Origin of the sequence: Pseudomonas sp. A-1, assembly GCF_004801855.1 — a bacterium.
Taxonomy (GTDB): domain Bacteria; phylum Pseudomonadota; class Gammaproteobacteria; order Pseudomonadales; family Pseudomonadaceae; genus Geopseudomonas.
Window position 1 is genome coordinate 1 of the sequence record NZ_SSTC01000052.1, and the last position, 21,429, is coordinate 21,429.

Annotated in this window: 19 protein-coding genes, 2 tRNA genes and 1 pseudogene; 2 read left to right on the forward strand and 20 right to left on the reverse strand. The window is 66.2% G+C overall.

Features of this window, described 5'->3' with window-relative positions:
* The 11 genes and pseudogenes from E5198_RS13240 to E5198_RS13290 form a co-directional block, all read right to left on the reverse strand.
* On the reverse strand, positions 1 to 425 hold a 425-nt coding region (locus E5198_RS13240; RefSeq protein WP_178084072.1), incomplete at its 3' end, for a translation initiation factor IF-2 associated domain-containing protein.
* 27 nt (positions 426 to 452) lie between these two features.
* Positions 453 to 1,934 (reverse strand): transcription termination factor NusA, encoded by a 1,482-nt coding sequence (gene nusA, locus E5198_RS13245; RefSeq protein ID WP_136490470.1) that lies wholly within the window; start codon positions 1,932 to 1,934, stop codon positions 453 to 455.
* A gap of 48 nt (positions 1,935 to 1,982) precedes the next feature.
* Entirely contained in the window at positions 1,983 to 2,441 is a 459-nt protein-coding gene (gene rimP / locus E5198_RS13250; protein ID WP_136490471.1) for a ribosome maturation factor RimP, read from the reverse strand.
* 135 nt (positions 2,442 to 2,576) lie between these two features.
* Positions 2,577 to 2,653, reverse strand: a tRNA-Met gene (locus E5198_RS13255).
* Positions 2,654 to 2,744: 91 nt separating this feature from the next.
* Positions 2,745 to 2,830: transfer RNA gene (locus tag E5198_RS13260), tRNA-Leu, on the reverse strand.
* A 24-nt stretch (positions 2,831 to 2,854) separates the two neighbouring features.
* The gene (gene secG, locus E5198_RS13265; RefSeq protein ID WP_136490472.1) at positions 2,855 to 3,232 is read right to left on the reverse strand and encodes a preprotein translocase subunit SecG; all 378 of its coding nucleotides are present in this window, start codon (positions 3,230 to 3,232) and stop codon (positions 2,855 to 2,857) included.
* A 2-nt stretch (positions 3,233 to 3,234) separates the two neighbouring features.
* Positions 3,235 to 3,990, reverse strand: a complete 756-nt coding sequence (gene tpiA / locus E5198_RS13270; protein WP_136490473.1) for a triose-phosphate isomerase — start codon at positions 3,988 to 3,990, stop codon at positions 3,235 to 3,237.
* A gap of 65 nt (positions 3,991 to 4,055) precedes the next feature.
* A complete protein-coding gene (gene glmM / locus E5198_RS13275) occupies positions 4,056 to 5,399 on the reverse strand; it encodes a phosphoglucosamine mutase (RefSeq protein WP_136490474.1) in 1,344 nt (447 codons plus the stop codon).
* A 24-nt stretch (positions 5,400 to 5,423) separates the two neighbouring features.
* Positions 5,424 to 6,275, reverse strand: coding sequence for a dihydropteroate synthase (gene folP, locus E5198_RS13280; RefSeq protein WP_136490475.1), 852 nt, complete (start codon positions 6,273 to 6,275; stop codon positions 5,424 to 5,426).
* A 7-nt stretch (positions 6,276 to 6,282) separates the two neighbouring features.
* Positions 6,283 to 8,196 (reverse strand): ATP-dependent zinc metalloprotease FtsH, encoded by a 1,914-nt coding sequence (gene ftsH, locus E5198_RS13285; protein WP_168772529.1) that lies wholly within the window; start codon positions 8,194 to 8,196, stop codon positions 6,283 to 6,285.
* 179 nt (positions 8,197 to 8,375) lie between these two features.
* Positions 8,376 to 8,483, reverse strand: a pseudogene (locus tag E5198_RS13290) (23S rRNA methyltransferase); the annotation flags it as partial.
* Positions 8,484 to 8,565: 82 nt separating this feature from the next.
* On the opposite strand from E5198_RS13290, the gene yhbY reads away from it, so the two are divergent.
* Positions 8,566 to 8,877, forward strand: a complete 312-nt coding sequence (yhbY, locus tag E5198_RS13295) for a ribosome assembly RNA-binding protein YhbY (protein WP_136490477.1) — start codon at positions 8,566 to 8,568, stop codon at positions 8,875 to 8,877.
* Positions 8,878 to 8,915: 38 nt separating this feature from the next.
* On the opposite strand, the gene E5198_RS13300 is transcribed toward yhbY, so the two are convergent.
* From E5198_RS13300 to grpE, 8 genes are all read right to left on the reverse strand, one after another.
* Positions 8,916 to 9,317, reverse strand: a complete 402-nt coding sequence (locus E5198_RS13300; RefSeq protein ID WP_136490478.1) for a DUF4149 domain-containing protein — start codon at positions 9,315 to 9,317, stop codon at positions 8,916 to 8,918.
* A 16-nt stretch (positions 9,318 to 9,333) separates the two neighbouring features.
* On the reverse strand, positions 9,334 to 9,810 hold the full coding sequence (gene greA, locus E5198_RS13305) for a transcription elongation factor GreA (RefSeq protein ID WP_136490479.1): 477 nt from the start codon (positions 9,808 to 9,810) through the stop codon (positions 9,334 to 9,336).
* On the reverse strand, positions 9,807 to 13,028 hold the full coding sequence (gene carB, locus E5198_RS13310; protein ID WP_136490480.1) for a carbamoyl-phosphate synthase large subunit: 3,222 nt from the start codon (positions 13,026 to 13,028) through the stop codon (positions 9,807 to 9,809). Before carB ends, greA begins: the two co-directional genes overlap by 4 nt.
* Before the next feature lie 36 nt (positions 13,029 to 13,064).
* Positions 13,065 to 14,201, reverse strand: coding sequence for a glutamine-hydrolyzing carbamoyl-phosphate synthase small subunit (gene carA / locus E5198_RS13315; RefSeq protein ID WP_136490481.1), 1,137 nt, complete (start codon positions 14,199 to 14,201; stop codon positions 13,065 to 13,067).
* A gap of 231 nt (positions 14,202 to 14,432) precedes the next feature.
* Positions 14,433 to 15,236 (reverse strand): 4-hydroxy-tetrahydrodipicolinate reductase, encoded by an 804-nt coding sequence (gene dapB, locus E5198_RS13320; RefSeq protein WP_136490482.1) that lies wholly within the window; start codon positions 15,234 to 15,236, stop codon positions 14,433 to 14,435.
* 42 nt (positions 15,237 to 15,278) lie between these two features.
* A complete protein-coding gene (dnaJ, locus tag E5198_RS13325; protein WP_136490483.1) occupies positions 15,279 to 16,406 on the reverse strand; it encodes a molecular chaperone DnaJ in 1,128 nt (375 codons plus the stop codon).
* A 118-nt stretch (positions 16,407 to 16,524) separates the two neighbouring features.
* Positions 16,525 to 18,444 carry a molecular chaperone DnaK gene (gene dnaK, locus E5198_RS13330; RefSeq protein ID WP_136490484.1) on the reverse strand — a complete coding sequence of 640 codons (1,920 nt, stop codon included), beginning with the start codon at positions 18,442 to 18,444 and terminating at the stop codon, positions 16,525 to 16,527.
* A gap of 120 nt (positions 18,445 to 18,564) precedes the next feature.
* On the reverse strand, positions 18,565 to 19,104 hold the full coding sequence (gene grpE / locus E5198_RS13335; RefSeq protein WP_136490485.1) for a nucleotide exchange factor GrpE: 540 nt from the start codon (positions 19,102 to 19,104) through the stop codon (positions 18,565 to 18,567).
* Positions 19,105 to 19,269: 165 nt separating this feature from the next.
* On the opposite strand from grpE, the gene recN reads away from it, so the two are divergent.
* The gene (gene recN, locus E5198_RS13340) at positions 19,270 to 20,943 is read left to right on the forward strand and encodes a DNA repair protein RecN (protein ID WP_136490486.1); all 1,674 of its coding nucleotides are present in this window, start codon (positions 19,270 to 19,272) and stop codon (positions 20,941 to 20,943) included.
* A gap of 65 nt (positions 20,944 to 21,008) precedes the next feature.
* Here the strand turns inward: recN and fur are convergent, their stop codons facing one another.
* Positions 21,009 to 21,413, reverse strand: coding sequence for a ferric iron uptake transcriptional regulator (gene fur / locus E5198_RS13345; protein WP_136490487.1), 405 nt, complete (start codon positions 21,411 to 21,413; stop codon positions 21,009 to 21,011).
* Positions 21,414 to 21,429 lie beyond the last annotated feature (16 nt).

Consider the following 21,429-nt stretch of genomic DNA (forward strand, 5'->3'; position numbering starts at 1 on the left):
GGCCGGGCCGGCGCGGGGGCCGGGGCCTCGGCCTTCTGGCGCGCGGCCTCGGCGGCGGCGCGCTCGGCTGCCGCACGCTCCTCGGCAACACGCTTGTCGTCCACCTCGCGCTTGGGCGCGACCACCGCTTCGGCCGCTTCCGGCTTGACGAAGGTCTTCTTCTTGCGCACTTCGACGCTGATGGTCTTGCTGCCAGCCACCCGCAGGGTGCTGGTGGTCTTGCGCTTCAGGGTGATCTTGCTGGGCTCTTCCAGCTTTTCACCGTGGCTGCTCTTCAGGTGCGCCAATAGCTTCTGCTTCTCTTCGTCGGTCACTACTTGCTCGGCGCGGTTGTGCGGCAGACCTGCCTCACGCATTTGCTGCAGCAGGCGCTCTACCGGTGTATCGACCACCTGGGCCAGTTCTTTCACCGTGACTTGCGTCATGCACTTCTCTCCTCAGGCCGCGACCACTTACTCGAACCAATGGGCTCGGGCGGCCATGATCAGCTTGCCGGCACGCTCTTCAGTCATGCCGTCGATCTCGAGCAGGTCGTCAATCGACTGCTCGGCCAGGTCTTCGCGGGTGGGCACGCCACGCAGGGCCAGCTCGACAGCCAGCTCCTTGGTCATGCCGTCCAGTTCCAGCAAGTCATCTGCCGGATGGGCGTCCGCGAGCTTCTCTTCAGTGGCGATCGCCTTGGTCAGCAGGCGATCCTTGGCACGGGCGCGCAGCTCATTGACGATCTCTTCATCAAAGCCCTCGATGCTGAGCATCTCTTCCATGGGCACGTAGGCAATCTCTTCCAGGGTGGTGAAACCCTCCTCCACCAGCACCTCTGCCAGTTCCTCGTCCACCTCCAGCTCGTCGATGAAGCGCTGCAGGATGTCGCCGGTCTCGGCCTGCTGCTTGGCCTGGATGTCGGCCTCGGTCATCACGTTGAGGGTCCAGCCGGTCAGCTGGCTGGCCAGGCGCACGTTCTGCCCGCTGCGGCCGATGGCCTGGGCCAGGTTGTCGGCCGCCACGGCGATGTCCATGGTGTGGGTGTCCTCGTCGACGATGATCGCCGCCACTTCGGCCGGAGCCATGGCATTGATCACGAACTGCGCCGGGTTGTCGTCCCACAGCACGATGTCGACGCGCTCGCCGCCCAGCTCGCCGGACACGGCCTGCACGCGCGAACCGCGCATGCCGATGCAGGCACCCTGCGGGTCAATGCGCTTGTCCTTGGAGCGCACGGCGATCTTGGCGCGCGAACCCGGGTCACGGGCGGCAGCCATGATCTCGATCAGCCCTTCGGCGATCTCCGGCACCTCGATGCTGAACAGCTCGATGATCATTTCCGGCGCGGTGCGCGACAGGATCAGCTGCGGGCCGCGGTTCTCGCTGCGGATTTCCTTGAGCAGGGCGCGCACGCGGGTACCGACGCGGAACGACTCGCGCGGGATGATGTGCTCGCGGGCCAGCAGGGCCTCGGCATTGTTGCCCAGATCGACGATCACGCTGTCGCGGGAGGCCTTCTTCACTGTGCCGGAGATGATCTCGCCGACCCGCTCGCGGTAGGCGTCGACCACCTGGGCGCGCTCGGCCTCGCGGACCTTCTGCACGATGACCTGCTTGGCGGTCTGTGCGGCGATGCGGCCGAACTCGATCGACTCGATTTTCTCCTCGATCAGGTCGCCGACCTTGGCGCCTTCCTGCTTCTCCTGCGCCTCGGCGAGGGTCAGCTCGGCCGCCGGATTCTCCAGGGCCTCTTCCTCGACCACGGTCCAGCGGCGGAAGGTTTCATAGTTGCCATTGTGACGATTGATCGACACGCGCACGTCGACCTCGTCCTCGTAACGTTTCTTGGTGGCAGTGGCCAGAGCCAGTTCCAGCGCTTCGAAAATCACGCCGGCCGGTACGCCCTTTTCATTGGACACCGACTCTACTACCAGCAGTACTTCTTTGCTCATCGTACGCCTCGCCTTTCGCAATCCATTGGGATCCGCCGGATCCGCGCCTCAGTCAAAACGGGGAATGATGTTGGCCTTGTCGATCGACTCGATCGGCAGCAGGTATTCATGGTTGTCGACCTGGACCACCACATCCTGCTCCTCGACGCCACACAGCACGCCCTGGAAATTGCGTCGACCCTCGTAGGGCGAGCGCAGCCTGATCTTCACCTGCGCGCCGGCATGGGCAGCGAACTGCTCGAGGGTGAACAAGGGGCGATCCATTCCCGGTGAAGAAACTTCCAGGGTGTACTCGCCGCTGATCGGGTCCTCGACATCCAGCACACCGCTGATCTGGCGACTGACCTTTTCGCAGTCGTCGATCAGGATGCCATCGGGATTATCGATGTAGACCCGCAGCAGGGAGTGCCGCCCCTGGGAAATGAATTCGATGCCCCAGCACTGGTAGCCGAGGGCCTCGACTACCGGGGCCAGCAAGGCCTGCAACTGTTCTAGCTTGCTCGACACCTGATCGCCTCCGCATGCTGTGCAAACAAAAAATGGGCGAAGCGCCCATCCCGTAGGTGACCACTCGCCAGAATGGAGAGTGGTACAGACTGTCCAACTAGCAAAAGGCCCCTTAAAAGGGGCCTTTTGAAAAACTGGTTGCGGGGGCAGGATTTGAACCTACGACCTTCGGGTTATGAGCCCGACGAGCTACCAGACTGCTCCACCCCGCGTCAAAGATGATGAACTATACAGTGCCCGCCCCTGGCGGTCAACTGAAGTTCCGGTAACGACAAAGCCCGCATCAGCGGGCTTTGTCGTGTTTGGTACCGAGGAGGGGACTCGAACCCCTACAGCCTATGGCCACTACCACCTCAAGGTAGCGTGTCTACCAATTCCACCACCTCGGCAAACTCTTTTTCGCAAACTACCCGTTACTGCTTCTGTCCTTCAGTTGCCGGAACATCCGAGGACTGGGGCTTTTGCGCTTCAAGCACTGGCACATCATCTGCAGCAGGCTTGCTTGGAACTTCTAGCACTGCCGGATCCGGCAGACCGCTTTGATTAAGCATATCAGCTTTGTCTTTGGCAAAAAAGGCCAAACCGAGGCTGGTAGCAAAAAAAACAGCAGCAAGTATAGCAGTAAAACGACTCAGGAAGGTAGCCGAACCCTGGCTACCGAACACGGTTGCCGAAGCCCCCGCACCGAACGAAGCGCCGGCATCGGCACCCTTGCCCTGCTGCACCAGCACCAGGCCAACCAGCCCCAGCGCCACCAGCAAATGCACAACGATCACCACAGTCTCAAGCATCTTCAGCTTCCCGCGGCACGACAGATCGCACCGAACTCGTCCGCATTGAGGGAGGCCCCACCGATCAGCCCCCCATCGATATCCGGCATGCCGAACAACTCGGCCGCGCTGGCGGCCTTCACGCTGCCGCCATAAACAATCCTGACACCTGCCGCCACGCTGGCATTCTCCGCCGCCAAGTGGGCACGAATCGCAGCGTGCACCTCCTGGGCCTGCTGCGGAGTCGCCGTCAGCCCGGTACCTATAGCCCAGACCGGCTCGTAGGCGATCACCGCCTTGGCAAATGCTCCGACTCCGAGCTCGTCGATCACCGCGCCGAGCTGCTGCATCACCACCGCCAGAGTCTGGCCGGCCTCGCGCTGCTCGCGCGTCTCGCCGACGCACAGCACCGGGACCAGCCCATGCATCTGCGCCGCGGAGAACTTGCGGCAGACAATCGCATCGCCCTCGCCCAGCAACTGGCGGCGCTCGGAATGCCCCACCAGTACATAGCTGCAACCCGCATCAGCCAACTGACTGGCGGAAATTTCGCCAGTCAGCGCACCCTGCATCGGCTCGACCGCGCAATTCTGCGCGCCGACGGCGATCTGCTTGCCCGACAGCCCGGCAATTGCCTGGGTCACGTACAGACAGGGTGGCATCACCGCCACATCGACACCCGCCGGCAGGGCCAGCATGCGCAAACCTTTGATCAGCTCGGAAACGCTGGCCTGTGTGCCATGCATCTTCCAGTTACCAGCGACCAGGGGGCGGCGCATGCTAAACCTCGTCGTCCAAAGTGGGCGCAGATGTTACTCAAGCGCAGGCAAACTGGCAAGCGAAATCAAGCACATACCTCTTTCACGAGGGCAGCGAGGGTTTCCGCATGGGCACGCACCATTGCCTCGTCGTCGCCCTCGACCATCACCCGCACCAGCGGCTCGGTACCCGACTTGCGCAACAGCACGCGGCCGCGACCGGCCATGGCCTCGGTCACCCGCGCACAGGCTTCCTGCACCTGCGGGTGCGCCACCGGGTCCTGACCACCGCCGAAGCGCACGTTGATGAGTACCTGCGGGCACTTGTGCAGGCCGTGGCGCGCCTCGGCCAGGCTCTGCTCGCGTCGACGCAGGGCCAGCAGGACCTGCAACGCGGCAACAATCGCGTCGCCGGTGGTGACGTGCTGCTTGCAGACGATGTGTCCGGAGTTCTCGCCGCCCAGCACCCAGCCGCGCTCGAGCATCTCGGCCATCACGTAGCGGTCGCCGACCTTGGCGCGCACGAACGGGATGTTGCGCGCCGCAAGGGCCAGTTCGAGCCCCAGGTTGCTCATCAGGGTGCCGACGACGCCGGTGCCTTCCGGCAGGCGGTCGCGCTCCTGGAGGTCGCTGGCGACGATGTACAGCAGCTCGTCGCCATCGACCACGGCACCGGTATGGTCGACCATCAGCACACGGTCGCCGTCGCCGTCGAAGGCGATGCCCATGTCGGCCCCCTGCTCGAGTACCGCCTGCTGCAGCGCCCCCATGTGCGTGGAGCCGACTCCCGCGTTGATGTTGACGCCGTCCGGCTGCGCGGCGATCACCGCCACCTCGGCGCCCAGCTCGCGGAACACGCTGGGCGCGACCTTGTAGGTGGCGCCGTGGGCGCAGTCGAGCACCAGCTTGAGGCCGGAGAAATCGGTGCTGGTCGGCACGCTGCTCTTGCAGAACTCGATGTAGCGGCCGGCGGCGTCGTTGATCCGCGAGGCCTTGCCCAGCTGCGCCGACTCGACCACATGCATCGGCGCATCGAGCAGTTCCTCGATCATCAGCTCCACTTCGTCCGGCAGCTTGGTGCCCTTGCCGGAAAAGAACTTGATGCCGTTGTCGTCGTGGGGATTGTGCGAAGCGCTGATGACGATGCCGGCGTCGGCGTGGAAGGTACGGGTCAGGTAGGCCACCGCGGGAGTGGGCATCGGCCCGAGCAGCATAACGTCGGCCCCGGCGGCGATCAGACCGGCCTGCAGGGCGGACTCGAACATGTAGCCGGAGATGCGCGTGTCCTTGCCGATCAGCACCTTGCAGTGGCCCTGGCGACGAAACGCCATGCCGGCGGCCCAGCCCAGCTTGAGCATGAACTCGGGGGTGATGGGAAACTCGCCCACGCGACCGCGGATACCGTCGGTACCGAAATATTTTCTAGCCATCCTGTCTTCCTGCTTCTGTTCTCGTCACTCCGCCCATTCCACGGCGGCAATCATGCGGACCACGTCCACGGTCTCGGCGACATCGTGCACGCGGATGATCTGCGCTCCCTTGGCCACCGCCAGGGCGGCCAGAGCCAGACTGCCGTACAGGCGCTCGCCCACCGGCCTGTCCAGCACCTTGCCGATCATGCTCTTGCGCGACACGCCGACCAGCAGCGGCAGGCCGAAGGCATGCAGCCGCTCCAGATGCTGGAACAGGCGCAGATTGTGCTCCAGGGTCTTGGCGAAGCCAAACCCGGGATCCAGCACGACGCGCTCGCGAGCGATGCCGGCGCCCTCGCAGGCGGCGATGCGCTCGGCGAGGAAGTCGCGCACCTCGGCATGAATGTCCGGGTACTGCGGATCGTCCTGCATGTTGCCCGGCTCGCCGCGCATGTGCATCAGGCACACCGGCAGGCCGCTTTCGGCCGCCGCGGCGAGGGCACCGGGGCGCTGCAGCGAGCGCACGTCGTTGAGCAGGCCGGCGCCGAGGCGCGCCGAATCGCGCATCACCGCGGCGGTGGAGGTGTCGACGGAAATGATCACGTCCAGCTCGCGGGCGATGGCCTCGACCGCCGGACAGACCCGCTCCAGCTCTTCCTGCTCGGAAACCGGTGGTGCTCCCGGACGTGTCGACTCGCCGCCGATATCGATCAGCGTGGCGCCGGCGCGCACCATCGCCTCGGCGTGCCGCAACGCGGCATCCAGGCGGCTGAAGCGGCCACCGTCGGAGAAGGAGTCGGGGGTGACGTTGAGGATGCCCATCACCTGCGGACGGGACAGATCGAGAAACCGGCTGCCACAGGGCAGCCGGTCGAGGTGGGGATGCTTGCTCATCGAAGGATCAGTGTTCTCCGGCCGGGCCGCCGATCGGCTTGTCGGCCCGCGGACCGGCCTCGGCCTGCGGCCGGCTGCCTCCCGCGGAGCCGCTGCCGGAGTCGCCCCAGCCCTTGGGTTCGCGCGGCTCGCGGCCGTCCATGATGTCGGCGACCTGCTCGGCATCGATGGTCTCGTACTTCATCAGCGCATCGGCCATGGCGTGCAGCTTGTCGAGGTTGTCGCGCAGGGCCTGCTCGGCCTGGGTGTAGTTGCCGTCGATCACCGCACGCACCTCCTCGTCGATCAGCCGCGCAGTTTCCGCGGAAACGTTGCTGCCGCGTCCGGCCGAGCGGCCGAGGAACACCTCTTCCTCCTCGTCGGCGTAGGACAGGAAGCCCAGCTTGTCGGACATGCCCCACTGGGTGACCATGGTCCGCGCGATGCGGGTGGCCTGGCCGATATCGCCGGTAGCGCCGTTGGTGACCTTGTCGTGACCGAAGATGATCTCCTCGGCGATGCGCCCACCGAAGATCATCTTCAGCTTGTTGTGCAGCCAGATGCGGCTGTAGCCGTGGTGGTCGCGCTCGGGCAGGGAAATGGTCACACCCAGGGCGCGGCCGCGCGGGATGATGGTGACCTTGTGCACCGGGTCGGAGGGGAACAGGCAGCCGAGGATGGCGTGGCCGGACTCGTGGTAGGCGGTCATCAGCTTCTCGTCCTCGGTCATGACCATGGAGCGGCGCTCGGCGCCCATCATGATCTTGTCCTTGGCCAGCTCGAACTCCTTCATCTCGACCAGGCGCTTGCCGTTGCGCGCGGCGAACAGCGAGGCCTCGTTGACCAGGTTGGCCAGGTCGGCGCCGGAGAAGCCGGGGGTGCCGCGGGCGATCACCGAAGGCTCGACGTCGTCGCCCAGCGGCACCTTGCGCATGTGCACCTTGAGGATCTGCTCGCGACCGCGCACGTCCGGCAGGCCGACCACCACCTGGCGGTCGAAGCGGCCCGGGCGCAGCAGCGCCGGGTCGAGCACGTCCGGGCGGTTGGTGGCGGCGATGACGATGATGCCGTCGTTCATCTCGAAGCCGTCCATCTCCACCAGCAGCTGGTTGAGGGTCTGCTCGCGCTCGTCGTGCCCGCCGCCGAGACCGGCGCCGCGATGGCGGCCGACCGCGTCGATCTCGTCGATGAAGATGATGCAGGGCGCATGCTTCTTGGCCTGCTCGAACATGTCGCGCACGCGCGAGGCACCGACGCCGACGAACATTTCGACGAAGTCGGAACCGGAGATGGTGAAGAACGGCACCTTGGCCTCGCCGGCGATGGCCTTGGCCAGCAGGGTCTTGCCGGTACCGGGCGGGCCGACCATCAGCACGCCGCGCGGGATACGCCCGCCAAGGCGCTGGAACTTGCCCGGATCACGAAGGAACTCGACCAGCTCGCCGACCTCCTCCTTGGCCTCGTCGCAGCCGGCGACGTCGGCCAGGGTGGTCTTCACCTGGTCCTCGGAGAGCAGGCGCGCCTTGCTCTTGCCGAAGCTCATCGGGCCGCCGCGACCGCCGCCGCCGCCCTGCATCTGGCGCATGAAGAACATGAACACGGCGATGATCACCAGGATCGGGAAGCTGGCCACCAGCAGCTGGCTCCAGATGCTCTGCTGCTCGGGCTGCTTGCCCTCGATCACCACCTTGCTGTCGATCAGGTCGCCGATCAGGCCGTTGTCCTGGATCGCCGGGCGCACGGTGCGGAAGGGTTCGCCGTCGACACGGCGGCCGGTGATGATGTAACCGTCGACGGTCACACGCTCGACCTTGCCGTCCTTGACCTCCTGGATGAACTCCGAATAGTTGAGCGACTGCGGCTCGTTCGGAGTGGAGAAGTTGTTCATCACCGTCACCAGCACGGCTGCGATGATCAGCCACAGGATCAGGTTCTTTGCCATGTCGTTCAATTGACTACCCTCGCTGACCGGCCCCGCCTGGAAACCGCTTCACATGACGGCCGGTTCTCTACCGACCTAACTTACTACAGCCGCCCGATTGCTGGCAGAGCGGGTTGTAACGTCGTTTGACCCGGCACCGGGCCATTGCCTGCAGTCTAGGCGCCGCAGAACCCGCGTGCGAGCAGATACTGATCGCGCGAACGGTAGCCGTCCTTCTGCGCCATCTTCACGCAGGGATCGTCGAAATGCTCTTTCAGCCAACGCGGGCTGGTCTTGGAACGGGCCACGGGTACCTCATCTGTGCGGCTCAGGGGACACTCGGGTACACTAGCCGCCGCTTTCAACTGGATCAGACGCAAGGGTCAGATTATGCCGCTCACCAACGAGCAGAAGAAACAGTACAAATCTATCGGCCACCACCTGAATCCGGTATTGATCGTGGCGGAAAACGGGCTGACCGAAGGCGTGCTGGCCGAACTGGAGCGCGCGCTCAACGATCACGAGCTGATCAAGATCAAGTTCGCCCTCACCGAGCGCGATGATCGCCGCGCCCTGATCGACGAGCTGTGCCAGCAGGCACGCTGCGAACTGGTACAGGTCATCGGCAAGATGGCGCTGGTCTACCGCAAGGCGGCCAAGCAGAACCGCCAGCTGTCCAACATCGTGCGCCACGCGCTGTAAGACGCAAACGGGCGCTGCCACCGGCAGCGCCCGTCCCTTCACTGCTCGCCGGGCACCGGCTGCAACACCAGCACCAGGCCGCAGGCCGCCACCGCCATGTAGCAGAACGACTGCCAGCTGCCTCCCGCCAGGCCCAGCCAGGGCCCGACGAAGTAGCCACCCACCAGCAGCAGCACCGCCAGCAGCAGCTGGCCGCGAAAATCCGCCCACAACCCGCGCATCCCCTGTACCTGGGCCAGCACCAGCTTCTGCAGCAGCGCGCAGAAACCGGCGAAGGCCAGCAGCAGCGGAATCAGGCTGGCGGCGATATCCTCCAGCAGCAGCGGCGCCAGACCGTAATGCTCCAGCGCCGGCAGCAGCACGAAATACAGCAGCCACAGGCCGCCGACCCAGAAGGTCTGCGCCAGACGCCAGCTGATGGCGCCGGCGCGCGGCGGCATGCGGGAGCGGAGCGCGTCAGAGATGGCGCACCTCGACGATCTCGTACTCGACCTTGCCGCTCGGGGTCTGCACCACCACCACGTCACCCTCCTCCTTGCCCACCAGGGCGCGGGCGATGGGCGAGCTGACCGAGAGCTTGCCGGCCTTGATGTCAGCCTCGTCGTCGCCGACGATCTGGTAGGTCACGCTCTCGTCGGTGTCGCAGTTGGCGATCTCCACGGTGGTGCCGAAGATCACCTTGCCGGTGTGGGGGATGGCCGTCACGTCGATGATCTGGGCGTTCTGCAGGCGACCTTCGATGTCGCGGATGCGCGCCTCGACCATGCCCTGCTGTTCGCGGGCGGCATGGTATTCGGCGTTTTCCTTCAGGTCACCCAGCTCGCGCGCTTCGGCGATGGCCTGGGTGATCTGCGGGCGCAGCACGGTCTTCAGATGCTTCAGCTCGTCCTCCAGGGCGCGCGCGCCCTGGACGGTCATCGGGAACTTGCTCATGCCTTGATTCCTGCATGGAGATCCTGCAGACGGCGCACGGTCTTCTCGGGACCGAACTTGAGCGCTTCACAGATCGCCTGGCCACCGGCGATGGTGGTGGTGATGCAGATCTTGTGCTGCAGGGCGTTGCGACGGATGGAGAAGGAGTCGGCGATCGACTGACGGCCTTCGGTGGTGTTGATGATCAGATTGACCTCGTCGTTCTTGATCATGTCGACCACGTGCGGACGGCCCTCGGTCACCTTGTTGACGCGGCGCACCGGCAGGCCTTCGGCCTCGATCACCTTGGCGGTACCGGCGGTGGCCACCACTTCGAAACCGAGGTCGATCAGGTCGCGGGCGACCTGGGCGACGAAGCGCTTGTCGTCCTCGCGCACGCTGATGAACGCGGTGCCGCCGGTCGGCAGGATCTCGCTGGCGCCGAGCTGGGCCTTGGCGAAGGCCTCGGCGAAGCTGTCGCCCACGCCCATCACCTCGCCGGTGGACTTCATCTCCGGGCCGAGGATCGGGTCGACGCCGGGGAACTTGGCGAACGGGAACACCGCTTCCTTGACGCTGTAGTACGGCGGGATCACCTCGGCGGTGAAGCCGACTTCCTCGAGGCTCTTGCCGGCCATCACGCGGGCGGCGACCTTGGCCAGCGACTCGCCGACGCACTTGGAGACGAACGGCACGGTACGCGAGGCGCGCGGGTTGACCTCGATGACGTAGATGTCCTCGCCCTGCACGGCCATCTGCACGTTCATCAGGCCGACCACGCCGAGCTCCAGGGCCATCTTCTTGACCTGGCTGCGGATCTCGTCCTGGATGTGCTTGGGCAGCGAGTACGGCGGCAGCGAGCAGGCGGAGTCGCCGGAGTGCACGCCGGCCTGCTCGATGTGCTGCATGATCGCGCCAATCACCACGGTCTGGCCGTCGCACACCGCGTCGATGTCGACCTCGATGGCGCAGTTGAGGAAGTGGTCGAGCAGCACCGGGCTGTCGTTGGACACCTTCACCGCTTCGCGCATGTAGCGCTTGAGTTCTTCTTCCTGGTAGACGATCTCCATCGCCCGGCCGCCCAGCACGTAGGACGGACGCACCACCAGCGGATAGCCGATGACCTTGGAGTGGGCCAGGGCCTCGTCCTCGCTGCGCGCGGTGGCGTTGGCCGGCTGGCGCAGGCCGAGGCGCTGGACCATCTGCTGGAAGCGCTCGCGGTCCTCGGCGCGGTCGATGGCGTCCGGGGTGGTGCCGATGATCGGCACGCCGGCCTCTTCCAGGGCACGGCAGATCTTCAGCGGGGTCTGGCCGCCGAACTGCACGATGACGCCCTTGGGCTGCTCGACGCGGACGATCTCCAGCACGTCCTCCAGGGTCACCGGCTCGAAGTACAGGCGGTCGGAGGTGTCGTAGTCGGTGGAGACGGTTTCCGGGTTGCAGTTGACCATGATGGTCTCGTAGCCGTCTTCGCGCATGGCGAGGGCGGCATGGACGCAGCAGTAGTCGAACTCGATGCCCTGGCCGATGCGGTTCGGACCGCCGCCGAGGATCATGATCTTGTCGCGCGACGACGGGTTGGCCTCGCACTCTTCCTCGTAGGTCGAGTACATGTAGGCGGTGTCGGTGGCGAACTCGGCGGCGCAGGTATCGACGCGCTTGTACACCGGCACGACCTTGAGCTTCTGGCGGTGGCTGCGCAGGTTCTTCTCGGTGACGCCGAGCAGCTTGGCCAGACGGGCGTCGGAGAAGCCCTTGCGCTTGAGCTTCCACATCAGGTCGCGGTCGAGACTGGACAGGCCGAGGGTCTTGACCTGTTCCTCGTCCTTGACCAGGTCCTCGATCTGCACCAGGAACCAGTGGTCGATCTTGGTCAGCGCATAGACGTCGTCGATGCTCAGGCCGGCGCGGAAGGCGTCGGCGACGTACCAGATGCGCTCGGCGCCCGGCACGGTCAGCTCGCGCCTGAGGATGCTCTGGGCATCCGGATCGGTCAGTTCCAGCTTCGGATCGAAGCCGGTGGCGCCGACTTCCAGGCCGCGCAGGGCCTTCTGCACCGACTCCTGGAAGGTGCGGCCGATGGCCATCACTTCACCGACCGACTTCATCTGGGTGGTCAGGCGGGCGTCGGCCTTGGGGAACTTCTCGAAGGCGAAGCGCGGGATCTTGGTGACCACGTAGTCGATCGACGGCTCGAAGGAGGCCGGGGTGCGGCCGCCGGTGATGTCGTTGGACAGCTCGTCGAGGGTGTAGCCGACCGCCAGCTTGGCGGCGATCTTGGCGATCGGGAAGCCGGTGGCCTTGGAAGCCAGTGCCGAGGAACGCGACACGCGCGGGTTCATCTCGATCACCACCATGCGGCCGTCCTTCGGGTTGATGCCGAACTGGACGTTGGAGCCGCCGGTTTCCACGCCGATCTCGCGCAGCACCGCCAGCGAGGCGTTGCGCATGATCTGGTATTCCTTGTCGGTCAGGGTCTGCGCCGGCGCGACGGTGATCGAGTCGCCGGTGTGTACGCCCATCGGATCGAAGTTCTCGATGGCACAGACGATGATGCAGTTATCCTTCTTGTCGCGGACCACCTCCATCTCGTATTCCTTCCAGCCGATCAGCGACTCGTCGATCAGCAGCTCGCTGGTCGGCGACAGGTCGAGACCGCGGGTGCAGATTTCCTCGAACTCTTCACGGTTGTAGGCGATGCCGCCACCGGTGCCGCCCATGGTGAACGACGGGCGGATGATGCAGGGGAAGCCGACCTTGTCGAGCACGCCGTAGGCTTCGTCCATGTTGTGGGCGATGCCGGAGCGCGGACAGGCCAGGCCGATGTCGCGCATGGCCTTGTCGAAGCGCGAGCGGTCCTCGGCCTTGTCGATGGTGTCGGCGTTGGCGCCGATCATCTCGACGCCGAACTTGGCCAGCACGCCGTGCTTTTCCAGATCCAGCGCGCAGTTCAGCGCGGTCTGGCCGCCCATGGTCGGCAGCAGGGCGTCGGGACGCTCCTTCTCGATGATCTTGGCCACGGTCTGCCATTTGATCGGCTCGATGTAGGTGGCGTCGGCCATGGCCGGGTCGGTCATGATGGTGGCCGGGTTGGAGTTCACCAGGATGACGCGGAAGCCTTCCTCGCGCAGGGCCTTGCAGGCCTGGGCGCCGGAATAGTCGAACTCGCAGGCCTGGCCGATGACGATGGGGCCGGCGCCGAGGATCAGGATACTTTTAATGTCTGTACGTTTTGGCATGGTCTCTCACACGAATCCGTTGATCTGTCGGCAAACTCAGCGACGCTTGGCCATTTCGGCGATGAAGCGGTCGAACAGCGGGGCCACGTCGTGCGGGCCCGGGCTGGCTTCCGGGTGGCCCTGGAAGCTGAAGGCGACCTTGTCGGTACGCTCGATGCCTTGCAGAGTGCCGTCGAACAGCGATTTGTGGGTGGCGCGCAGGTTGCCCGGCAGGCTGGTCTCGTCGGCGCAGAAGCCGTGGTTCTGGCTGGTGATCATCACCACGCCGCTGTCCAGATCCTGCACCGGGTGGTTGGCGCCGTGGTGGCCGTGGCCCATCTTCATGGTCTTGGCGCCGGAGGCCAGGGCCAGCAGCTGGTGGCCGAGGCAGATGCCGAACACCGGGATCTCGGTCTCCAGCACGTCCTTGATCGCCTGGATGGCGTAGTCGCACGGCTCGGGGTCGCCCGGGCCGTTGGACAGGAACACGCCGTCCGGATTCATCGCCAGCACGGTGCTGGCCGGGGTCTGCGCCGGCACCACGGTCACGCGGCAGCCGCGCGCCACCAGCATGCGCAGGATGTTCAGCTTGACGCCGAAGTCGTAGGCCACCACGTGGTAGGGCAGCTCGCTGGCGGGGATTTCCGGGTGGCTGTCGCTTTCCAGGCTCCACACGCTGGAGCGCCACTCGTAGGTCTCGCTGCAGCTGACCACCTTGGCCAGGTCCATGCCCTTGAGGCCGGGGAAGCTGCGCGCCAGTTCCAGCGCCTTCTCCTCGGTGGCGTCGTCGCCGGCGAGGATGCAGCCGTTCTGCGAGCCCTTCTCGCGCAGGATGCGGGTCAGGCGGCGGGTGTCGATGCCGGCGATGGCGACGGTACCGTGCTCCTTCAGGTAGTCCGGCAGCGACTGCCGGTTGCGCCAGCTGCTGGCCAGCAGCGGCAGGTCGCGGATGATCAGGCCGGCGGCCCACACCTTGTTCGACTCGGCGTCCTCCGGCGTGGTGCCGGTGTTGCCGATGTGCGGGTAGGTCAGGGTGACGATCTGCTGGCAGTAGGAAGGATCGGTGAGAATTTCCTGATAGCCGGTCATGGCGGTGTTGAAGACCACCTCGCCGACGGTCTGGCCGTCAGCGCCGATGGCTTCACCGCGGAAAATGCTGCCGTCGGCAAGCGCGAGTATGGCTGGCTTAGTCAAGAAGACCTCCCGTAGATTGAAGCGGTTCATGCAAATTCAGGTTGCAAAAAAGCGGAATGACGTGAGAACCACATCACCCCGCTTCTTTGTCATATTGCTTGCATGCTCGTAGTGGACACACTAAAGCGGCATTTTAGAGCAAAAATCAGCCAACGGAAAGGGCCGGTCGGCCGGACGACCGCAGCCCATGCACCCTTGCAGTGCAGGCGACCGCCGGCCGCCGCGGGCCGTTCAGCGCAGATCGAGCACATCCTGCATGTCGTACAGCGCCGGCGCACGCCCTTCCAGCCACAGCGCCGAGCGCACCGCGCCCTTGGCGAAGGTCATCCGGCTGGAGGCCTTGTGGGTGATCTCGACCCGCTCGCCGTCGGCGGCGAACAGCACGGTGTGGTCGCCGACCACGTCGCCGGCACGCACGGTGGCGAAGCCGATGGTCTCGCGCTCGCGCGCACCGGTCTGACCCTCGCGGCCGTAGACCGCGACCTTGCGCAGGTCACGCCCCAGGGCGCTGGCCACCACCTCGCCCATGCGCAGGGCGGTGCCGGACGGCGCGTCGACCTTGTGACGGTGATGGGCCTCGATGATCTCGATGTCCACCTCGTCGCCCAGCACGCGCGCCGCGGTATCCAGCAGCTTCAGGCACAGGTTGACGCCGACGCTGAAGTTGGCGGCGAACACGATGGGAATCTCGCGCGCCGCCTCTGCCAGCTGCTGCTTCTCCTCCGGCGTGAAGCCGGTGGTGCCGATGACCATGGCCTTGCCGGCCGCGCGGCAGACTTCGAGATTCTTCAGGGTGACGCTCGGATGGGTGAAGTCGATCAGCACGTCGAAGTCATCCAGCACCTGGGCGAGATCGCCGGCCAGGGCCACGCCAAGGCGGCCGACACCGGCCAGCTCGCCGGCATCGGCGCCGATCAGGCTGCTGTCCGGACGATCCACCGCCGCGCTCAGCACGGCGCCGGGCGCCTGCTGCACCGCCTCGACCAGCGTCTTGCCCATGCGCCCGGCGGCGCCCATCACTGCAATACGTCGCATAACTCTGCTCCGGAGGGCGGCCCGCGCCGCCGTCCTGTTCGGTTAAAGATCGTCGAAGAAGCGCTTCACACCCTCGAACCAGCCACTGGCCTTGGGCGAGTGCGAGCTGTCGCCCTGCAGGGTGCTGCGGAACTCCTCGAGCAGTTCGCGCTGGCGCTTGTCCAGGTTGACCGGGGTCTCCACCACCACCCGGCACATCAGGTCGCCGGCCCCGCCGCCACGCACCGGGGTCACCCCCTTGCCGCGCAGGCGGAACAGCTTGCCGGTCTGGGTCGCCTCGGGGATCTTCAGCTTGACCCGGCCGTCGAGGGTCGGCACCTCGAGCTCGCCGCCCAGCGCCGCATCGGCGAAGCTGATCGGCACTTCGCAGTACAGGTGCTTGCCGTCGCGCTGGAAGATCGCATGTTCGCGCACATTGACCACGACGTACAGGTCGCCGGACGGGCCGCCCAGGGTTCCGGCCTCGCCCTCGCCGGACAGACGGATGCGGTCGCCACTGTCGACGCCGGCCGGCACCTTGACCGACAGGGTCTTGTGCTCCTCGACGCGCCCCTGACCGTGGCAGCTGCCGCAGGGATCGGAAATCATCTTGCCGCTGCCGTGGCAGCGCGGGCAGGCCTGCTGCACCGAGAAGAAGCCCTGCTGCATGCGCACCTGGCCGACGCCACCACAGGTGGTGCAGGTCACCGGCGAGCTGCCCTTCTTGGCGCCGCTGCCGTCGCAGGTCTTGCACGCCACCAGGGTCGGCACGCGGATGGTCACCGTGGTGCCGCGCACCGCCTCCTCGAGGTCCAGCTCGAGGGTGTAGCGCAGGTCGCTGCCGCGCTGCGGGCCACCGCGCGCACCGCCGCGCCCACCACCGAAGAAGTCGCTGAACACGTCGCCGAAGATGTCGGAGAAGTTGGCGCCACCGGCACCGAAGCCGGCACCGCCACCCATGCTCGGATCGACCCCGGCATGGCCGTACTGGTCGTAGGACGCACGCTTGCTGGCGTCGGAGAGCACCTCGTAGGCCTCGTTGGCCTCCTTGAATTTCTCCTCGGCCGCCTTGTCGTCGGGATTGCGGTCGGGGTGATACTTCATCGCCAGGCGACGGTAGGCCTTCTTCAGCTCTGCCTCGCTGGCGCCGCGCTCGACGCCGAGCACCTCGTAATAGTCACGTTTTGCCATGGATCTCGTGCACTCCGGTTTCATCTTCCCCAGACACGCCGACGCGGGAGCAAGCTCCCGCGCGGCGGTTCAGGCCCGCCGCAGGGGCGGCAGGCCGGGGCGGAAGCAAGCGTGACGCTTACTTGTTGTCCTTGACCTCTTCGAACTCGGCGTCGACCACGTCGTCGCCGGGCGCCTTGTCCTGCTTGGCGCCGCCGCCCTGCTGGGTGGCGTCTTGGGCCTGCTCGGCGTACAGCTTCTGCGCCAGCGGCGCGGACGCCGCGGACAGGGCGTTGATCTTGGCCTCGATGGTCGCCTTGTCGTCGCCCTTCACGGCCGCTTCCAGCTCGCCCAGCGCGGTCTCGATGGCCGCCTTCTCCTCGGCGGTCGCCTTGTCGCCGGCCTCGGTGACCATCTTGCGGGTGGCGTGCACCAGCTGGTCGCCCTGGTTGCGCGCGGCGACCAGTTCCTCGAACTTGCGGTCTTCCTCGGCGTTGGCCTCGGCGTCGCGGACCATCTGCTGGATCTCTTCCTCGGACAGGCCGGAGTTGGCCTTGATCACGATGGACTGCTGCTTGCCGGTGGCCTTGTCCTTGGCGGACACGTGCAGGATGCCGTTGGCGTCGATGTCGAAGGTGACCTCGATCTGCGGCACGCCGCGCGGCGCCGGCGGGATGTCGGCGAGGTCGAAGCGGCCCAGCGACTTGTTCTGCCCGGCCTGCTTGCGCTCGCCCTGCAGCACGTGGATGGTCACCGCGCTCTGGTTGTCGTCGGCGGTGGAGAACACCTGCGACTTCTTGGTCGGGATAGTGGTGTTCTTCTCGATCAGCGCGGTCATCACCCCGCCCAGGGTCTCGATGCCCAGGGTCAGCGGGGAGACGTCGAGCAGCAGCACGTCCTTGACGTCGCCGGCCAGCACGGCGCCCTGGATGGCGGCGCCCATGGCCACGGCCTCGTCCGGGTTGACGTCCTTGCGCGGCTCCTTGCCGAAGAACTCGGCGACCTTCTGCTGCACCATCGGCATGCGGGTCTGGCCGCCGACCAGGATCACCTCGTCGATCTTGCCGGCGTCGATGCCGGCGTCCTTCAGGGCGATGCGGCACGGCTCGATGGTGCGCGCGACCAGGTCCTCGACCAGCGCTTCCAGCTTGGCGCGAGAGATCTTCACGTTGAGGTGCTTGGGACCGGTGGCGTCGGCGGTGATGTACGGCAGGTTGACGTCGGTCTGCTGGCTGGAGGACAGCTCGATCTTGGCCTTCTCGGCGGCTTCCTTCAGGCGCTGCATGGCCAGCGGGTCGCCCTTGAGGTCGATGCCGCTTTCCTTCCTGAACTCGTCGACGAGGTAGTCGATCAGGCGCATGTCGAAGTCTTCGCCACCGAGGAAGGTGTCGCCGTTGGTGGCCAGCACCTCGAACTGGTGCTCGCCGTCGACCTCGGCGATCTCGATCACCGACACGTCGAAGGTGCCGCCACCCAGGTCGTAGACGATGATGGTGTGGTCGCCCTTGGCCTTGTCCATGCCGTAGGCCAGCGCCGCGGCGGTCGGCTCGTTGATGATGCGCTTGACGTCGAGGCCGGCGATGCGGCCGGCGTCCTTGGTGGCCTGGCGCTGGCTGTCGTTGAAGTAGGCCGGCACGGTGATCACCGCCTCGGTGACCGCCTCGCCGAGGTAGTCCTCGGCGGTCTTCTTCATCTTCTTCAGCACTTCGGCGCTGATCTGCGGCGGCGCCATCTTCTGGCCCTTCACTTCCACCCAGGCGTCGCCGTTGTCGGCCTTGGCGATCTTGTAGGGCACCAGCTTGATGTCCTTCTGCACCACGTCCTCTTCGAAGCGACGGCCGATCAGGCGCTTCACCGCGAACAGGGTGTTGTGCGGGTTGGTGACGGCCTGGCGCTTGGCGCTCTGACCGACCAGGATCTCGCCGTCGTTGGTGTAGGCGATGATCGACGGGGTGGTGCGCGCACCTTCGGCGTTCTCGATCACCTTGGCGACGCCGTTCTCCAGAACGGACACGCAGGAGTTGGTGGTGCCCAGGTCGATACCGATGATTTTGCCCATATTCACTCTCCCGAAACTTGGATTCCGGCAGCCGCACGGCGGCTGCCCGGATGACTCAGATGCTTGGCACTACAGATGGGGATGCCCCGACGGCTTTCAAGGGCATTCCCGGCGATTGGTTCATTCGGCCTTGCTGACCACCACCATGGCCGGGCGCAGCAGCCGACCGTTGAGCAGGTAGCCCTTCTGGAACACCTTGAGCACGCTGCCCGGCTCGACGCTGTCGCTCGGCTGCATGGCCATCGCCTGGTGGTGCTCGGGGTTGAACGGCTCGCCGTGCGGGTCGAGCGCCTCGACCTGGTAGCGCTTGAGGGTGTCGTGGAAGGCCTTGAGGGTCAGCTCCATGCCCTCGCGCATCGGGCGCAGCGCCTCGTCGGCCGGATCGGACAGCTCGAGGCCGCGCTCCAGGCTGTCGACCACCAGCAGCAGGTCTCCGGCGAACTTCTCCAGGGCGAACTTGTGCGCCTTCTCGACGTCCTGCTCGGCGCGGCGGCGCACGTTCTGCAGTTCGGCAACGGCGCGCAGGGCCTGGTCACGGGCCTCGGCCAGCTGCTCCTCGAGCGCCTGCACGCGCTGCGTCAGGTCTTCGCCGGCGGCGGTTGCCTCGCCCTGCACCTCGGCCTCGGGGCCCTGCGGATCAAGCTTCTGTTCGTCAGCCATGGATGTCTCCTTGAAAACAACGGTCGGGCGCTGCCCGCGATTCAGCCCGCTATATGGGGGCGCCCGCGCCGGCTTCAAGGGGGATTGCCGTCGCAAAGTGGACTACTGTATAAATCAACACATACTGTACAAATACACAGACAACCACCCGCGAGGTCCCGCGCCATGCTCGCGCACCTGTCGATCCGCAACTACGCCATCGTCGAGCAGCTCGATCTCGAGCTGCGCCCCGGCATGAGCGTCATCACCGGCGAGACCGGCGCCGGCAAGTCGATCATGCTCGACGCCCTCGGCCTGGCGCTGGGCGATCGCGCCGACAGCGGCGTGGTGCGCCCCGGCGCCGACAAGGCCGACATCCTCGCCAGCTTCGAGCTCGGCGAGATCGCCGAGGCCCGCCAGTGGCTGGCCGAACGCGACCTGGACAACGACGGCCCGTGCATCCTGCGCCGGGTGATCACCGTCGAAGGCCGCTCGCGCGCCTACATCAACGGCACGCCCTGCCCGCTCGGCGACCTGAAAAGCCTCGGCGAGCTGCTGATCGACATCCACAGCCAGCACGAGCACCAGTCGCTGCTCAAGCCCGACACCCACCGCCGCCTGCTCGACGCCTACGCCGGCGCCGGCGAACTGGCGCGCCAGGTGCAGCTGGCCGCCCAGCGCTGGCGGCAGACGCGCAGCGAACTGCAGCGCCTGAGCCAGAGCAGCGAGGAGCAGCGCGCCCGCCAGCAGCTGCTCAGCTACCAGCTCGAGGAGCTGGACAACCTCGCCCTCGGCGCCGGCGAGCTGGAAGCGCTGGAACAGGAGCAGCGCACCCTGGGCAACGCCGAGGCGCTGCTCGGCGCCTGCCGCCAGGTCATCGACATCTGCAGCGAGAACGACGGCGGCACCGTGCTGGGCAGCCTGCGCTGCAGCGTGCAGCGTCTCTCCGCCGGCCAGGGCCAGCCGGCGGCACTGGAGGAAGCGATCACCCTGCTGGCCAGCGCGCAGATCCAGGTCGAGGAGGCGGTGAGCAGCCTCAACCGCTTCATCGACCACTTCGACGCCGACCCGCGCCGCCTGCAGCAGGTCGAGGAGCGCCTGGACAGCATCTACAGCCTGGCGCGCAAGCACCGCGTGCAGCCGGCCGAACTGGCCGAACTGCAGCAGCGCCTGCGCGACGAGCTGGCCGGACTGCATGCCGGCGACGAAGCCATCGAGCGACTCGGCGAGGAGCTGGCGGCGTACGCCCGCCACTACCAGGAACGGGCCGGCGAACTGAGCGCACGGCGCCGCGACGCCGCCGGTCGCCTGGCCGCTGCGGTGGAAACGGAAATGCAGCGCCTGGGCATGCCCGGCGGGCGCTTCGCCATCGCCCTGCAGCCGCAGGCCGGCGAGGAACCGCAGCCGCACGGCCAGGAGCAGGTGGAGTTCCAGGTCAGCGCCAACCCCGGCCAGCCGCTGAAGAACATCGCCAGGGTCGCCTCCGGCGGCGAGCTGTCGCGCATCAGCCTGGCCATCCAGGTGATCACCGCGCAGACCTCGCGCACCCCGACCCTGGTGTTCGACGAAGTCGACGTCGGCATCGGCGGCCCCACCGCCGAAGTGGTCGGCCAGCTGCTGCGCCGCCTGGGCGAGCGCGGCCAGGTGATCACCGTCACCCACCTGCCGCAGGTCGCCGCCCAGGGCCATCAGCACCTGTTCGTGCACAAGCAGCGCGGCAGCGACGCGACGCGCACCGCAGTCGCGGTGCTCGGACCGCACCAGCGCATCGAGGAAGTGGCACGCATGCTCGGCGGCCTCGATCTGACCCGCGAGTCTCTGGCCCACGCCCGCAAGATGATCACCAGCGCCCGGACCTGAAACAGCGCCCCCCACAAACGACAAGGGCGACCCCGCGGGGTCGCCCTTGTCGTCCGGTCCGGACCTCAGTCCTTCTTGCGCACGTAGAGCACCAGATTGTGGTCGACCAGTTCGTAACCGTGCTGGGCGGCGATCTCACGCTGCAGCTTCTCGATCTGCGGATCTATGAATTCGATCACCTCGCCGCTGTCGACGTTGATCATGTGGTCGTGGTGGGCACCGTCGGACAGCTCGAACACCGCATGGCCGCCGTCGAAGTTGTGGCGCTCCACCAGGCCGGCCGCCTCGAACTGGGTCAGCACCCGGTAGACGGTGGCCAGACCGACGTCCTCGCCAGCCTCCATCAGCGCCTTGTACACATCCTCGGCGCTCATGTGACGGTTATCGGAAGAGTCCAGCATCTGCAGGATCTTGATCCGGGGCAGGGTGACCTTGAGGCCGACTTTGCGCAGTTCGTTGTTTTCAACCATGTTCAGCTTTCTCGCG